The organism is Subtercola sp. Z020 (genome assembly GCF_002931235.1).
Taxonomy (GTDB): domain Bacteria; phylum Actinomycetota; class Actinomycetes; order Actinomycetales; family Microbacteriaceae; genus Subtercola.
Window position 1 is genome coordinate 18,549 of record NZ_PSTT01000067.1, and the last position, 15,147, is coordinate 33,695.

The following is a 15,147-nucleotide window of genomic DNA, read 5'->3' on the forward strand; positions in this document are numbered from 1 at the left end:
TGGGGCGGGCCCGGTCAGTGCTCGCCCTTGATCACGAAGTACGAGCCGCGGATCACGCCGGCCAGCTTCGACTTCTGCCGTGCGAATTTGAAGGTCGCGAGCTCGTCGGGCACATCCATCCCCTCGGCGAGCTTGAAGCCGACCGCGCGTTTGCCGCCCTCGGCGAGCCCGTACATCACGTTGATCGAGAGCCCCGACTCATAGAACACGTACGCCATACGGATGCCCTCGACCTCGAATCGGGTGACCTCGAGCGGGCGCGAGGCGATCTCGATGCTGCGTTCGCTGCTCAGGATCCCGGTGATCCAGTCGAGCGTCTCCGGGTCGTCGGCGGCGGGGGTCGTCTGGAACTCGTGGTCGTATTTGTTGCGGAAGTACCGCGCCTCGTTGGCGCGGAGCCCGGCCAGCGTCTCGGCGAACGGGGAGGATTCGAGCCCCTCGGTCGAGACGTTCACGAAGTCGACGGTGTGAGGCACGGGATCCTCCTCGGTGAGTTCGGTGCCCCCACGTTAGCGCCCCGCCCGCCCGGCGTCACGCACCGTCTGCCCGGGGCTCGCTCAGGTCAGTTTCTCGAACACCATCGTCGCCTGGATGCGGTCGCCGCCGCCCAGCCCCTTGCTGCCAGACGCCGCCGTCGAGATGGTGTGCAGCCGGTAGCCGAGCCGAGCCTGGGCGTTGATCGCCTTCTCGAGTTCGGTGAGGTTGCCCGATCCCGTTCCCCAGAGTTTCTCCTTGAGGATGACCTGCAACACGACGTAGCTCATGCCTTCCGGGGCGGGCCGCGGTCGGCCGCCCGAGACCGCGTCGGCCTGGATGCGCCCGACCACCCCGTCGAGCCCTGCGGCCGGCGGCGGTGGCTGCGTGCGGTCGGTCCACGCTCTGCCGTCCCACCACCGCATCGTGCCGGATCCGTCGTCGTACCAGCCCGCTTGTGCGCTGTCTGCCATTGCCTCGCCCCTCGTCGGAATGCCCCCGCTCACATCTTGGCGTACGAGCGGCTCGACGAGAAGGGCGGGCCGGTTCGTCGCGGGCGCGGAGCAGCTGCGAACCGGCTAGTCGCGGGCGCGGCGCAGCTGCGAGCCGGCGACCAGGAAGAATGCGCCGAGGCCGGCCGCGAAGGCGCTCACACCGTAGGCGAGCACCGACGTCATGAGCGAGGTGCGGAGCGCCGCCCCCGTCGAGAGCGCCGCGCTCTGCTTGCGCAGCTCGGCCTCCTCGTCGCTGCCCGCCTCGACACCCCGGAGCGCCGTGCTGATGTCGGCGAACGTGCGCCCGCCCGCCCCGCGCTCGGCGTTGCCCTTGATGACGACCGCCTCGACGTAGGCCGTCGCCGGCCCCTGCACCGGCTTGCCGGCGAACCGCGGAGCATTGCCCGGCACCGTGATCTTTTCGGCGCGGAGCTGCTGCGTGACCGTGTACCAGGCGCCCGCGCCGACGGCGACGAAGACCGAGCCCGCTGCGACGGCGAGCCCCCCGACGCGGTGCAGGGCGGAGGCGGTGGGCAGTGTCGACATCAGCAGATCCTCTCGGGGTCAGACGTTGAAGCGGAACTCAGTGCGTGTCGAATATTCCATGACCGCATCCCCGGATTTGCGCCACCGTGTCGGGCAGATTGTATGATTTGACACATGCGTTTGACACAGCAACCACGAGGAGCGTAGCCCGTGGCCAGGGGTTTCCCCGTCTCAGGCACACCGGCCAAGATCTACGAGCCGACCGAGAGCTACAAGAGTTGGCGAATCGTCTACCCGGATCGGGTCACCGGCAAGCGGAGAACCACAAGCGGGGGTAGCACCAGAGATGGAGCTGAGACCAGGGCGCGAGTGCTGTGCGGTGAGTATGTGCCGGGGCATGGCTCGAAGGACGAGCAACCCACGGTCAGCGAGGCAGTGGCCAACTGGCTGGCGGCGAATCGTTCGGAGTGGTCGAGCCGAACCTACGACCAATACTTCTACTTCGGGAAGAAGCTCACCGATCGCTTCGGGGATCGGCTCGTGACGCATATCTCTCCCGCCGACATCGGAAAGATCGATCTGTCCGCCCAGTCCAGGGGCCAGCAGCAGAAAGCTCGATCGCTGGTCCGGGGTATCTTCGGCCACGCTCTGCCGATCACTGCCGAGCGAGCCGACGCCCTAGCAAAGGGCATCGTTCTCTCAGGTACGGCAGGAGGCAAGCGCAATCCGCGAGTGGACACCAACGACATACCGCGCTCGCCTCTCGTCGCGGCATTCATCATCACGGCCTATCACACGCTCCAGGTCGGTCCTCTCGATGATCCGGCGGCTACGAGCATCGACAGGCTCACCGGGGTCAAGACCCGGGAGAAGTCGGACCGGAACGAACAGGGGCAGCGGATCGGATCAGCGACTCTCGCAACTGAGCAGCAAGGAGAGCCCGCTCCAGATGACCTCTGCTTCCTCGACGGTCTTTCTCCCGAAGAGACCGGCAAGCACAGGCGAGGCATACCGAAGCACTACGGCAACCCGGAAGCTCGACGGTTGGCAGAAGCAGATGAGCTGGCAGGTCGATACCGACAGGTCGGGCTAGCAACCGCACTGGGCGCTGGCGGCGGATTGCGAATCGGCGAGGTTCTTGGTCTTCGAGTTCGCCACTTTCTCAGCAGCGAGCAGATCCTTCACATCGACCAGAATGACTGGGACCGAACCCGGTCGAACTACCGGGGCGTCGTCCAGGTCAGCGAGCAAGCAAGCCAGGCGAGCCGGGGAGCAATCTGGGTGACCGGCACCAAGGGCGCGTCTAAGAGCCGGACGGTTCATCTCCCCGCGTTCCTCCCGAACTGGAACAGCCAAGCGAACGGATCGACCCGGGAGCAGATAGCCGGGATCGTTCCTCGCTTTGCCGATGCCGACCTATCCCTCTGGCAAGCCACCGATGAGGAATCTATCGAGCTGTGGCACCACGGCTTTACACCCCTGGCTTATCTACTCTGGGACCGGCTCTGGGACGATCTGTGGCACCATCCGGCGATCAGCAGTCTCTCCCGACGCAAGCGGGTATCTGAGTTCCGGGAGCTTCTGATCTTTCCCACTCGCAACCGGGTCCGGCCCGGTCGAGAGATGCAGCCAGTACAGACAGATCCGGCCTGGAACGACAGCATACGAATCGTGCCGGGAACGGGCAGCTACCAGGCGCAGAGCAACTACGCCAGGATCACGAACCCCGTCTATGACCATGTGGAAGAGCAGTTCGGTTCCTCGCCCCGGCATCGAACCAACGCCAAGGGCCGGAGAGGCTGGACGCACCACGGGCTTCGCCACTGGGCGGTGAGCACGAGATTGAAGGCCGGCGTGCCCCAACCTCTCATCGCCAAGGAGATGGGCCACAAGAATGCATCATTCACCATGGAGCGCTACGGCCATGTGCTGGACGAGGGCATCGGCCCCAAGGGCTTCGAGTACTGACCCCTCATCCGGGCGCGCCGAAACCCCTCCAGTTAGCCTCAAATTCGCTTCTTGATGAGGGATACTCGCAGCATGCATCTGTTCCTCGTCGACGAGACCAACGCCGGTCACATGCCGAACAAGTTCTTCATCCTGGGCGGCCTCGTGTTCGCAGAGGAACAAGTTTCAAAGGTTGACGCCGCTGTCAAGGGTCGGCGCCGGGAGTTCGGCTACAAGGACGGCGACAGCTTCAAGTTCAACACGCACACTCGTCCTGAGCAGGTCAGCATCGAGCAGTTCCGGGACGCGAAGCAGGCCTTGATCTCTGATCTCAAGGAGATCGGTGTGCGCATGGTCGCCACCGTCTGCCTGCACGATGTGGCAGGCAAGGATCCCAACCGCATCATGGAGTTTGGCCTCAATAATGTCGCCGCCTCGTATCACCGTCTGCTCACCAAGGAGCAGGCCCAGGGCTTCATGCTCATGGACCGCGACAACGACCGCTACGACTACCTCGAACGCTTCCACGAGCACGGCTTCGACTACGGCGGAAGCCACAAATCCGTCCAAGACCGCGTGCTGCTCTTCGGGATGACCAACGACAACGCCTCTCACCTGGCATCGGCGACAGACATCGCTCTAGGTGCGTTCCGCTACTGCGTGAACGCCGCCGGAGGAGAGGGACGCGACACGGTCGCGAAGGCGATGTTCGGCGACCTGGCTCATCTGATGTGGGGGGTGGACAACCCGTCGGGCGTCAAGCAGGTGGCGGGCTACGGCTACATTCCTTCACCCGAACCTTCTAATATCCGAGTCGCCAAGTATCGGGAGCGTTACGAGAACCTCGCAGAGGCGCTGCGACAGTACGCGTTGACCGAACTGGATAAGTAGACGAATTGCCGGGTCGAAGGCCGCCAACACGCCGTGATGCTCGGTCCAACGAGTATGTGCGACGGCGATACGAAGGCGCCCGAGGCGGGCAGCCACGGGCGCAGCGGGCATGAGAAAGGGCCGGGGCGAGAGACCAATCAAACCCCGGCCTTGCTATTCAGTTCTAGACGAATAGGCTCACCATCCAATCGAAGAGGCGAAGCGCCGAGGCGATTCCGACGAGAGGCACCAGCAGTTTTCCGTACCAGGGCAGCCGCCTGTAGAGACCACCGGCCAGCCGCTTCGGATGCTTGGTGAGATTGGGCTTAGGCATTGTTCTTCTCCCTTCTCTTGGCGCCCTGCACCCTCTTGTCTTTCTTGATCTGTGCGGTGGCCTCGATCCACTTCTCAGCCGTCATGTAGTCGCCGCTCAGTGCTCGGTAGACCGTGTCCCGGGAAATGTCGAACTCTCGCGCGAGCTTTGCCTTGGGCACGCCCGTGTCAGCACGGTCCCGGAGCTTCTGCACATCAGCATTGGTGAGCACGGGCTTTCTACCTTTGAATCGACCCTCTTCCTTGGCGATGGCAATGCCCTCACGGGAGGCGGCTGACTTGATGCGTCGCTCGAACTGAGCGAAGATGCCGAGCAGGTAAAGCATCGCCTCTGAGAAGGGATCGATCTCCTCGCCGCCTGGAAAAGTCATCCCCTCGCTCAGCAGTTCAAGGGTGACGCCCCTGGTGCTGAGATCCTTGACGATCCGATCCAGGTCCGAGAGCGACCGCGTCAGGCGGTCGAGGCTCCAAACGACGAGCGTGTCGCCCGCACGCACATAGGCCAGGGCCTCTCGGAGCGCTGGCCGTCCCTCGACGCTCTTGCCGCTTCGCTGCTCCTCGAAGACTCGATCGGCTGTCTTCGTCATATCCTGCTGCCGGGCAGTGTCCTGATCCTCCGTGGATACCCGGATGTAGACAATCCGCTGCCCGGTCTTGGTTGCCGTGTCGGTCATGGTCGTGCTCCTTCGATGCGACGGACGCGGCCAGCATTGGCGGCAGCGTGCCAGGTTGCCCACTCGCGGAACTCCGCAGGGGTCATGGTGATGGTGGGGACCAGCGAATAGGCCACTGGGCTCTTGCGCCAGCGGGTTCGGAGGTAGTGGACCCGGTACTGATCGGGCTCAGTAGTCAGCTCGAAGCTGACGAGGCGGGGAGGGACGCGGATGCCGGCGTTCCAGATGATGAGCTTCTGAGCAGCGATCACCGAGGCAGGTGCGCGGCTCATCGGCTCTTTCTCCCCAGAAGGAATCCCTGGTAGTGCAGCCAGAGCATCCGTGAGGATCTAAGCGGCACCGTCGTCGTCTCCGGCCCCTGACCGAAGTCAAGGGTGTAGCTCACGGTGTACTGACTAAAGAACACGCCCTCGCGGATACCGAGCTCAAGGATGGACACGGGAAGAAGCAGATACGCGCCTCGGTCTCCGGAGGCGTGCTGGCTAGCAGTCTGCTGAGCCCGATGGAGCAGAATTGGCATGCCGTCGTAGCCGTAGCTTGGATCCTCAATCCTTTCAATGGCACCGTTGAGCACACCTAGCCGTTCCATGTGCTGTTCCTTCTTCGTTGGCTCTCTAACTGCGGAACGGGCTGCAATCGTGTCTGAGCGGTTCAAAGAACTGCGGCCGCTCATCGGTTCTCTCCGAAAAAGGCATCGATGATCGGAAGGGAAGTATCGGTGTCCGCATCTTCATCGAAGCTCGCCCAGCCATCACGCATGATGAAGAGGTATCGAGCGAGGAAGTCGACCACATCGGGGTCCGTGATTCCGCGGTTGGCTATCTCTTCCTCCGCGATCGAGCGGGCAGAAACGCGAATCTCGTAGAGCTGTTGCTCGATGAAAGTGGTCATGATGTACTCCTGAGTCGTGGTCGTCATGCAGTTGCGTCGAACTACACGAAGTGCCATATCAAAGCGGCACATTTCTTCCGGAGGAGGAGGAGGAGAGGCGTCGTCGCCGGAGACGATGGCCTAGTGCAACACACGCAAAAGGGCCACGATCCATTGCGGATCGTGGCCCTGTGGTGCCACACATCGGCACCTGATCTGGCGTGCTGTCCACATCAACGAATGCGAGTTTCACTCGGGCCACATGGGTCGTTCCGTAGGATCTCGACCAAGGCGAGAGCCAGCCAAGGGAGCCCTTATGGTTGAGGCCGCTGGGGTAATACTTGAGGTGCGAAGGATTGACGAATAAAAAGCCAGCTGGCGGGAGGCTGCTAGGAGACGAAGCAGCGCTAAAAGGCGGACCCTAGTCGCTACGGAAGCTGAGGTGAGTCCGCGTGACCCTCGTGACTGGCTACGCCGACTCAAACCCCGCTCGGAGCTTTTGCTGCGCCTCGGACCAATTAGGCGGTCGAAACCGGTGTCGGGCTTGATGAAGACCTCCGGTCTGCCGATTCGCCCATGTCTGACCCCCGTTCTGCCGACTCACGCTGCAGGTCTTGACCGGCAAGTAGGCTCGGAGGATGACCTCGATCGGTGACGACCCGTACTCCAACAGCCCAGAAGAACTGTGGCCCGAGATCACACGGGAGCTCGTGGACGCATATCCCCTTTCCCTGTCGGAGCTTAAGGATGTCGTCCTGGACTCTTGGACTCGGATTCTCTCAACGCGCATCGGGAACGAACTTCAGATTGGCGAAGAGTACAAGCCAAGCCCCCAGATGATGGGCAACTTCCTTCACAACATGATCCCCATCGTGCTGGAACGGGCACATCCCGCCGAGTGGCGAAAAGATGATGGAAGATTTGAGAAGGACCTTGTCTATCTCCCCGACCGGCAATTCGACACCGAGATCAAGACCTCTTCACAGCGAGGCATTTTTGCGAATAGGAGCTACGCGCAGCCGTCAGCCCCAGGAGCGAAAGAAAAATCAGGCTATTACCTAGCCATCAACTTCGAAAAATTCGTGGATGGGCAGGTGCCATGTATCACGATGGTTCGCCTGGGCTGGCTATCCCATCGGGACTGGATTCCGCAAGCTTCGGCGACCGGTCAGGCGGCGTCTCTTGCACCCATCACCTACCGGACTAAATTCGTCTCGGCGCTCTGACTCAGAGGGAGAGCTCCGACCCCCGCAACTCCTTGGCTAAGAGGTACCGCTCTACAGCAAGCTGGCAATAATCGGGTCGGATCTCGGTGCCCACTACTCGCCGGCCCAGCCGATTGGCTACGACGGCCGTGGTGCCTGACCCCATGAAGGGGTCGAACACGAGATCCCCTGGGTTACTGGACGCGAGCACGACACGCTCGATAACTTTCTCGGGGAATTGCGCTGGATGCGGAGTTCGCTCGACTGAGCTTCTGTTCCGCCCACTTGTGACTTTAGGAAAGTTCCAAACATCCGTGGGGTTCTTGCCCGCTATGTTCACCTTTCTCTTACCGTTTTTAAATTGGTTTGGGTACTTAACATCGGGATCGCGAACAGCGTCAAGGTTGAAGACATAGGCATCCGCATTCTTGACAAACCAGAGGAATTTCTCGTTGCGCGGCGAGTAGAACTTTCTGCCTGCGACACCCGCACCGTAGTTCCAAACGACCTCCTGAATGAAGTAGAAGTCGCTGAGGCCCCAGAGCAGATAAGCCAGCGGTAGCGCCTTGGCCTGCTCATGGAGAGGTGTGTAGCCAACATTAAGCCAGAACGCCCCATGCTCGGATGTCGTGTTATGCACCAAGGACATCCATGCCTCACACCACTGGACATAGCTATCAAGTGTCTGCATCGACTCATACTCCTTGCCGATGTTGTATGGCGGCGAAGTGACAGTGAGGTCCCAGAGCGGCTTCTTTAGTTCCCGTAGAAAGGGAACGACATCTGTGTTGTAGAGGACAAAATCTTCATCTGCGAAATACGGCCTGAGACCCGTCTCCCCCTGCATTTGCAGCGATGTGATTACTGATGACAAGTTTCATTCTCCAACTGTGGGACGGACTCACACACGATACACGCCACTCTCAGCTCTCGAGTCCCCTGGCTGGCTGGGAGAAGAGCTCGACCGTCGATTGACACTTCTGGGGCGGCGCGGAGTGAGAGCGGACGCGAATCATTCCCGTGGCGTTCAACTTCAACCGACGCGGCAGGCCACGACCCCAGAGAGGAGTCGTGACCCGAAGTTGTGTGGCGGCCTACTGGATCAGCGGAGCCGTGTCGCTCACGAGAGTGAGACCCGACCGGTTCAGCGAGAGTGATGCGACACCACCTCGCGGGAAAGAACCGAAGGCGTCGGCCCCGAAGAAGGTATAGAGGCGAGAGTCAACGACGACCGGCTCAGCGTTGGAGAGATTAAAGCTGGACGCCCCCGCATCATGACCTACGGTCCAGCCAGGATAGGCGCGGATGGAGTCGACCGATCCCGGAAGTTTGACCGTAACGACTAGCTCTCCAGGGGCGAAGCGTTGAGCAGTGCTGGACGAGAGAATATCCACATTCACCGCATAGGCAGACCAAGCCTTGAGAATCGGATAGCCGAGCGCGGAGTCTTGGATGGAGACAGAGGCGGGCGGGGTAGCAGCCGAAGCAGACGAGCCCGCCGCAGACGGAGACAAGCTCACCGCCCCAGCAAGCAGCAGAGCGGACGCAGTGAGCAGGGCAGTGGTTCGACGAGTTGGTGTCATGGTGATCTCCTTGTGGCGGATCATCCATATCGAGCCAGCAAAAAAGCGGAAGGGCCACGATCTCGAAGGATCGTGGCCCGTGGCGTCGCACACCGGCAGCGCGCATCACACAGCGGAGGGCAGACGGTACCGGGCTTGAGCGGTTCTTCCGATCTGTTCTACGAGCCCAGCCGCCACCAGCGCGACGATTGCCCGGCGCTCAGCGGACGACGGCTCAATCTCGGGATTGCTGTGAACCAACCTCGCAAGCTCTCGAAGAGTTCGAGTCTGGCTAGGGATCACATGAGCGAGAAGCTGACCGGCAGCACCGACACTGGTCAAACTGAAAACAGTCAGCGAGCTCTTGGCCACTAGAGCCTCGTAGTCTTCGGGCTTCACGGTGGCGGTCTCCCCGTTGGGCATGGGAATCAGGTAGTTCTCAATGGTGGTCATGGTGGGCTCCTTCGTCAGTGGGCCGAAAGTCGGCTCGGGGTTTTATATCGAAGCGACATGAAGAGGCCACGACCGGTAGGTCGCGGCCTCAGTGGTGTGACACACCCACGAAATCAGTGCCAGCTCATCCAGCTCCGGGCCCGGGGAACAGCTCGGAGGTAGTACTCCAGGTCGTAGTAGGCGTCCGGATACTTCGACCGTAGGTCGGTCTCTCGAAGCATCCAGAGGGCGTAGTGCGGATCGGTCTCAGCCATCTCCTGGAGGTCATAGCCCCAGTACTTACCGAAGGGGACGGTCTGGCTGGATGTGTTTATGATTCTCATCTCTCATGGTTTCCTTTCCTGGCCTGGGCCGGGGTTGATGGTGCTACGGGGTGTGGTAGGTCAGTCGCCGAAGATGTCAGCAAGCGCGGCGTCGTCATCAGCGAGATCGTCCGTCATCAGGTCGGCGACAGTGTCAGGGATCACGACCTGCTCGTAGGCGAGATCGTCGGCCTCGGTGCGGAAGCGGATTCCCTTTACGAAGTGGCAAGGGCCTTTGGGTTTTCTCGCCACAGGCTCCAGCTCGTACTGGCTCCGGCTTTTCTCGTCTGGCGTGAACTCCGAGTGGATCAGCTTCTGGGGTGCGCGCTGGCGCTGGACACACTCGGCTCCCGCTTCCTTGAACAGAGAGTGTGCCTGAAGCATCTCTCCGAACTTCCGAGTCTTCTCGGCGGGGCGGCCAATCTCGGTCATCTCTAGCTCGAAGGTGTCGTGGAGATCGGCAAGCAGGCAGAAGCTCGTAGAATCTGCGACAATCCGCTCGTTCCACCAGAGTTCGATTTTGTCTTGGCCGCCTCGCCACTTGCTCTTGGCTCGTTCCATTGCCTCCGGGAGCTGGGGCTCTACCGAGCCAGCGGCGTACCACTTCACGGCACCCTCCACCGCCCAGGCCAGGGCTGCCTTAAGGATGGAGGCGTTCTTCTCCGCTGCTGCCAGTGCCGGGTTCTTCCGGCGCAGCCCCATGCTCTCGGGGTCGGCGACTCTGTCGTACTCCTCAGCCGAGACGAAGGAGTAGGGCATGGGCACAGGAGCGAGCCGCCTCCAGGTGCCTCGGTCGTTCTCCGACACCTGAGGCAGATAGTTCGTGTTCACGAAAACGGTGGCGGTGAAGTCGAAGGTCTCCTCATCCTTGAACTTCTGCGCGGCGGTCATCTCGGCGGTTTCGGCCAGCTCCTTGATGATCAGCGCATCGAGCCAGTTGGACTTGGGTAGCTCCTCGATGAATGCTGCTCGGAGCGCCTTGAGCTTGGCCTTGCCGAAGAGGTTGCTACCGTCAGAGTTCAGAAGTATCGAAGAGTCCACGCGATCCGCATAGGAGCCGAGCATCTTCTTGAGCACATCGGTGAGCGTGCTCTTGCCGTTGGAGCCATCGCCGGAGAAGAAGAAGACCATGGACTGGTTCAGGGTGTGGCCCGTGAGTGCGTTGCCTACGATGATCTGGAGGTAGTCAGCCACGCCCGCGGGGAGTGCGCTCAGAATCTCGTCCCAGAGAGGATCGGTGTAGCCAGCCTCGAAGCCAGCTCGCGCGCTCCGGGTGAAGTGATCTCTGGCCTCGGCCTGGCGAAGCGCTCCACGCTTGAGGTCAACGGCACCGTCAGCAGTGAGAAGCAGGTCAGGGTTTGCGTCGAAGATCGAGCTGGACACTTTGGCCTTGCCGGAGGCGTAGCGTCCCGCGTTAGCGCAAGGAGTCACATTGCGGAACAGGCGAGCAGCGCGGTAGAGCTTTTCGTCCTGCCGCGCCTGTTGGAACAGCCCAGCCTCGAACCAGTCGAGGAGCTTAGCCGTGACTTCCTCGGAGGCGACCGCCTGCCACAGCCCTGAGTCGGGCTGGTAGCCCGCCCAGCACTTCCACTCTCGAACAGCTACCAGCTCGGAGCGGTGTGCCTCGTGGAATGCAGCGCCTACAGCACCTTCCGTGAAGCTGTCTACCGAGAGTCCGGCAACCTTGGGAGCGGAAGTTGGTACCTGCTTCGCCCTCGTCGGCTCATCGGTCTCTGGAGGATTTTCGTCTCCATTAAGGCTTCGCCTGTAGGCAGCTTCCTGCTCCGGGCTGTCCCAGCCTCCAAGCGGCTTGTAGCTGGAGCCGTAGACCTCCATCCGGAACTTCTCGTGCTTGTCTAGGCGGGCTAGCTCGCTTTCAGTGTCTAGCGACATGTGATCTCCTTGGTCTTAGTTCTTCCCCTGGTCGGCGGGATTTGAGACTCATATCAAAGCGTCGAAACGAAGATCGGCCCGGACAGTGGAGAGGAACTAAGGCACCAAGGAGCCAACTCATCCACCATCCGAGCCGAAAGCAAAGGCGACCAAGTCTTTGCCTCACCATTGGGAGGTGTAGATCCTTTATATCAACTCGACTCGAACGGCTCACTGACGGCGCCTAGATCTCGTTCTGTGAGGGATTTGTCACCGAAGTTGCTCACTTTGTCACCGAACGCTTTACTTCGGTGACAAATCGCTAGAGCCCCGATGAGATCGGCCCTCTAGCCTTCTGAGCGCGCGAAGCAGCTCCGACCGCCAAACAGCCTAGAGACCCGACGAGATCGGCGTTCCTGCCCCTGAGCCGAAAACTCCGTCACCGAACGACTTCCAAACCTTCAGATAGGTAGACACTCTCCATAAACGCAAAAGCTCTATGTATTTTGAGGTTTCCCGTATTTGGGTCACAAGGTGACAAATCGATCAGAGGCAGGCTAGAGGGTCGAGGAGATCGGCGTTTCTCCTTGTCACCGAAGCTAAGAGTTCGGTGACATTGGGTCACACTTCGGTGACATCCGGTGACGGGAGCGAATTGTGAGCCTGCTTCTTCTAAGGAGAGGCAGTCGGACGATCAGCTCGTGGTGCCGCACATGTCCGCCTGCCACAGAGGTAGATCCCTGACACACGGGTGAGACAGGTAGCGCGCTTTTCGCGCTTTCGAAACTTTGCGCGCTCTGTGACAGCTCGCTAGGAGAACGCCGTCTAAGACCGTAGAACAGCGATCGCGCATGATGATGCCAGGAGCGAGGCTACAGCCCGAGATTGCCAGCTACGGGCAGAAGCGCGGGCTACAGCGTCGATCTCATCGCAACTCTAGGCTGCGCGCTCAGGAGACAGCTAGCGTCGAGAGTCAGCCGGTTAAGACGACACGAAAAAGCCCCGGAGCAAACTACTCCGGGGCTTTTCGAACTTGGCGAGCACCTCAGGCGACTAGCTCCTTCTGTACAGCCGCACGGAAATCTGACGGGAAGTCGTCTCGGAAGACAACCTCCAGGTCATCCGCCATGGGCTGGCATACCGTGGCCTTGTCGTAGCCGTTGCAAGAGTAGGCATTAGGCGAGAGGTAGTTCGATGAGAAGTCATTGATCGTACCTTCGAGGACAGGACGGAACTGCATTTGCGCAAATCCTTGGACCTGCTTCCGAAGAGACAGATTCACTCTTCCGTCGAAGGAGAAGGCATCGACTGGGTCGCCCCCATCGCACAGCGCCGCCTTAGCAGCCGTGTGGTCCACGACGACCGAATCGAAGAAGAAACTTCCCGCCATACCGTCACCGTCCGAAAGGAAGCCATGAGCCTTTGCCACAGGCTCAATGGGTGGGCGGATGCCGGAAAACAGTCGGCTTTGAACAGCGGAATCGTTCTGGATGGAGTCTGCAACTCGATCCAGCTCGGCTAGCTGCGGAGCAACCGAGTCATCGGTACAGGTCGTAGGAGCCTCGACAGTGGTCTGACAGGAACCACGCGTTCCACTTACAGAGCCCCCGTCGCTAGTTGCCTTGACACAGAACCCGCCCGGAGCACTGGCGGCATCAGCCCCAGGGGTGAGGAACGGAGTTGCGATCAACGCAGCGCCGAGAGCAGCCATAACGAGAAGCAGCGCCGTGCTCTTCTTCTTGCGATCGCCCAGCAGGTTATCTACGACATTGGGCCTTGGGGTCTTGATGGTCTTCTTCATGGTGATCTCCTCCGTTGGTTAGTGGATCGAGATTTCATATCAAAGCGACCGAAAGCGGAGACGGTGACGCAAAGGAAAAGCCGGAGCCAGGGGGAGAAGATCCCAAGGCTCCGGCTCGACCAACAGAGGAGTTGATGCAGCCCTACCAGAAAGCATCGACAGCCATATCGCTACGAACTGGGCGGGGTGTTGTGACATCACCGCTGCCGCCATTGGCGAAGCCGTAACGCGCACACCCGTGCTGCCCACACTGCCGAACTGTGACGCGACACCACTACTACCGACGCTCGCTGAGCCGTGATGTGACGCCACGGCCGCGGAACCGGGGAGCGGAACTGGGTGGAGCGGGAGCGGAACTGGGTGGGGGTGAGGAGGAGACGCTGAGGCTGACTACTAGGAGGGCTGGGGAAAGCTGGAGACAGACTGTTGGCCTACTGACGGCAGAGCTGAGCGGACGGGGCTGAGGCGGACTCGATCCAAGATGTTAGAAGTGGTGATCTCCGTAGTAAACGAGGGAGACATTATTCGCGCGGATTTGGTCGCTCTGAGCGTGAGATCTCAACAGTCGAGCTATTGCCGACTGCATCAATAGGTCGAGCACTAGGAGTTGCAATAGGAGCTGCAATAGGTCAGTGCGATATGGGTTCTGCTCCCCGCCACGAGCTGCAATAGGCAGCCAACGATCAGCAGAAGGGAGCCGCACAAGAGGAGAAAGACCATGGCTCTACCCGTACCGATGATCGAAAGCCATCCGCTACCCGCCGTCGAAGACGCCGAAACCGAGGCTCCAGCCAGCGAAGTTCAGAGGACCAAGCGACCGAGCGGCGCACACATCACCGAGGGAAACGCTCGACTCATTGCGTTCACAGGCATGTTTCCCTGCGTCGATGCGGAGGGACTCTCGATGCTCAGCAACCGCCAAGAGACACGCTTCGCTCCCGGAGGAGAGCTGACGAGCATCAAGGGAACCAAGCAACGACTCAACAAGATCGTCCGCATCGGTGCTCTGAAGAAGACCACCAACATGGCTACGAGAGTCGAGCACTACGGCATCACCGACAACGGAATCGGCTCCGCTTGGAGCTTCGGCTACACCCTGGAACGGCCCGACAAGCTCGACAATCTCAGCAAGTCCCGACTGACTCATTACCAGATGATTGCCCATGTGGCAGCCCAGTTCGCCTCTCCTCAGGGCTTCTTCCGTAAGAGTCTCGGCGTCGGTCCTGTCCCGCTCGACAACCTCGTGAGCGAGAAGATGATGCGCGGCTCGTTCGATCCAGTCATGCGAAAGATCAAGGCAAAGCCCACAGCCGACCACCGGGGCGACTTCGGTAGATGGCGCGCCGATGTGATCAAGTCCGCCAGTGAGGCGGTGAACGCCGGTCGGCTTCAGTGGTCCGAGATCGTAGAACAGCGTCCCGCATTGCTCACGGTCGGCGCAGCTCAGCGCGGAGATACCAAGCTCAAGGCTGTCCATCAGCACGACCTGACGGTGATCCTCGACGGTGACCGAACGGGCCCACGAGCGAAGAACCTGCTTGTTGAGATCGAGATCAGCAAGAAGAGCTGGGAAGAGTACGACGCCATATTCGCCACGCTCGCCGCCGAACTCAAGGAGGGATCGATTTACGACCGGGCCATCTACTTCACCCATGGTGTCCAGATCTCCAGCCTATTGCGGCGCGTCAACGCACGAGGTAGTCACGGTCTCATCGAGTCGGGTCAGCTAAGGATCTTCCCCCTGCTGCACCGCGACGGCACACCTTTCATCTTCAACAACCGAGTCCCGGTCGGAGGTAACTGA

Annotated in this window: 18 protein-coding genes; 4 read left to right on the plus strand and 14 right to left on the minus strand. The window is 60.7% G+C overall.

The annotated features are described in order from the left end of the window. Positions 1 to 14: 14 nt before the first annotated feature. The 3 genes from C5B96_RS08505 to C5B96_RS08515 all read right to left on the minus strand — a co-directional run bounded on the left by C5B96_RS08505 (position 15) and on the right by C5B96_RS08515 (position 1,514). Positions 15 to 476 carry a phage tail protein gene (locus tag C5B96_RS08505; protein WP_104244873.1) on the minus strand — a complete coding sequence of 154 codons (462 nt, stop codon included), beginning with the start codon at positions 474 to 476 and terminating at the stop codon, positions 15 to 17. Between the two features lie 81 nt (positions 477 to 557). Continuing rightward, positions 558 to 947 carry a DUF2510 domain-containing protein gene (locus C5B96_RS08510; RefSeq protein ID WP_104244875.1) on the minus strand — a complete coding sequence of 130 codons (390 nt, stop codon included), beginning with the start codon at positions 945 to 947 and terminating at the stop codon, positions 558 to 560. A gap of 105 nt (positions 948 to 1,052) precedes the next feature. Continuing rightward, the gene (locus tag C5B96_RS08515) at positions 1,053 to 1,514 is read right to left on the minus strand and encodes an aromatic ring-opening dioxygenase LigA (protein WP_104244877.1); all 462 of its coding nucleotides are present in this window, start codon (positions 1,512 to 1,514) and stop codon (positions 1,053 to 1,055) included. Positions 1,515 to 1,664: 150 nt separating this feature from the next. On the opposite strand from C5B96_RS08515, the gene C5B96_RS08520 reads away from it, so the two are divergent. Both C5B96_RS08520 and C5B96_RS08525 read left to right on the plus strand, forming a co-directional pair. After that, on the plus strand, positions 1,665 to 3,422 hold the full coding sequence (locus tag C5B96_RS08520; protein WP_146078125.1) for a tyrosine-type recombinase/integrase: 1,758 nt from the start codon (positions 1,665 to 1,667) through the stop codon (positions 3,420 to 3,422). 72 nt (positions 3,423 to 3,494) lie between these two features. Next, on the plus strand, positions 3,495 to 4,292 hold the full coding sequence (locus C5B96_RS08525) for a DUF3800 domain-containing protein (protein WP_146078126.1): 798 nt from the start codon (positions 3,495 to 3,497) through the stop codon (positions 4,290 to 4,292). A 163-nt stretch (positions 4,293 to 4,455) separates the two neighbouring features. Here the strand turns inward: C5B96_RS08525 and C5B96_RS17350 are convergent, their stop codons facing one another. The 5 genes from C5B96_RS17350 to C5B96_RS08545 all read right to left on the minus strand — a co-directional run bounded on the left by C5B96_RS17350 (position 4,456) and on the right by C5B96_RS08545 (position 6,169). Continuing rightward, positions 4,456 to 4,605 carry a hypothetical protein gene (locus tag C5B96_RS17350; protein ID WP_158507144.1) on the minus strand — a complete coding sequence of 50 codons (150 nt, stop codon included), beginning with the start codon at positions 4,603 to 4,605 and terminating at the stop codon, positions 4,456 to 4,458. Continuing rightward, a complete protein-coding gene (locus tag C5B96_RS08530) occupies positions 4,598 to 5,278 on the minus strand; it encodes a recombinase family protein (RefSeq protein ID WP_146078127.1) in 681 nt (226 codons plus the stop codon). Before C5B96_RS08530 ends, C5B96_RS17350 begins: the two co-directional genes overlap by 8 nt. Next, on the minus strand, positions 5,275 to 5,550 hold the full coding sequence (locus C5B96_RS08535) for a hypothetical protein (RefSeq protein WP_104244882.1): 276 nt from the start codon (positions 5,548 to 5,550) through the stop codon (positions 5,275 to 5,277). Before C5B96_RS08535 ends, C5B96_RS08530 begins: the two co-directional genes overlap by 4 nt. Beyond that, positions 5,547 to 5,867, minus strand: a complete 321-nt coding sequence (locus tag C5B96_RS08540) for a hypothetical protein (protein ID WP_104244884.1) — start codon at positions 5,865 to 5,867, stop codon at positions 5,547 to 5,549. Before C5B96_RS08540 ends, C5B96_RS08535 begins: the two co-directional genes overlap by 4 nt. 80 nt (positions 5,868 to 5,947) lie before the next feature. Next, positions 5,948 to 6,169 (minus strand): hypothetical protein, encoded by a 222-nt coding sequence (locus C5B96_RS08545; protein WP_146078128.1) that lies wholly within the window; start codon positions 6,167 to 6,169, stop codon positions 5,948 to 5,950. Positions 6,170 to 6,786: 617 nt separating this feature from the next. On the opposite strand from C5B96_RS08545, the gene C5B96_RS08550 reads away from it, so the two are divergent. Next, positions 6,787 to 7,374, plus strand: coding sequence for a ScaI family restriction endonuclease (locus C5B96_RS08550; protein WP_104244888.1), 588 nt, complete (start codon positions 6,787 to 6,789; stop codon positions 7,372 to 7,374). Between the two features lies 1 nt (position 7,375). Here the strand turns inward: C5B96_RS08550 and C5B96_RS08555 are convergent, their stop codons facing one another. From C5B96_RS08555 to C5B96_RS17120, 6 genes are all read right to left on the minus strand, one after another. Continuing rightward, positions 7,376 to 8,227: a site-specific DNA-methyltransferase gene (locus tag C5B96_RS08555; RefSeq protein WP_199176601.1), complete on the minus strand. Its 852-nt coding sequence runs from the start codon at positions 8,225 to 8,227 to the stop codon at positions 7,376 to 7,378. 220 nt (positions 8,228 to 8,447) lie between these two features. Continuing rightward, the gene (locus C5B96_RS17115; RefSeq protein ID WP_146078129.1) at positions 8,448 to 8,960 is read right to left on the minus strand and encodes a hypothetical protein; all 513 of its coding nucleotides are present in this window, start codon (positions 8,958 to 8,960) and stop codon (positions 8,448 to 8,450) included. 81 nt (positions 8,961 to 9,041) lie between these two features. After that, entirely contained in the window at positions 9,042 to 9,368 is a 327-nt protein-coding gene (locus C5B96_RS08560; protein ID WP_104244892.1) for a hypothetical protein, read from the minus strand. A gap of 113 nt (positions 9,369 to 9,481) precedes the next feature. After that, entirely contained in the window at positions 9,482 to 9,622 is a 141-nt protein-coding gene (locus C5B96_RS17355) for a hypothetical protein (RefSeq protein ID WP_158507145.1), read from the minus strand. 129 nt (positions 9,623 to 9,751) lie between these two features. Continuing rightward, complete coding sequence (locus tag C5B96_RS08570) at positions 9,752 to 11,563, minus strand: DNA primase family protein (RefSeq protein ID WP_104244896.1); 1,812 nt, start codon at positions 11,561 to 11,563, stop codon at positions 9,752 to 9,754. A 1,024-nt stretch (positions 11,564 to 12,587) separates the two neighbouring features. Next, positions 12,588 to 13,343 carry a hypothetical protein gene (locus C5B96_RS17120; RefSeq protein WP_146078130.1) on the minus strand — a complete coding sequence of 252 codons (756 nt, stop codon included), beginning with the start codon at positions 13,341 to 13,343 and terminating at the stop codon, positions 12,588 to 12,590. Between the two features lie 718 nt (positions 13,344 to 14,061). Between C5B96_RS17120 and C5B96_RS08580 the strand changes: the two genes are divergently transcribed. Next, complete coding sequence (locus C5B96_RS08580; protein WP_146078131.1) at positions 14,062 to 15,147, plus strand: hypothetical protein; 1,086 nt, start codon at positions 14,062 to 14,064, stop codon at positions 15,145 to 15,147.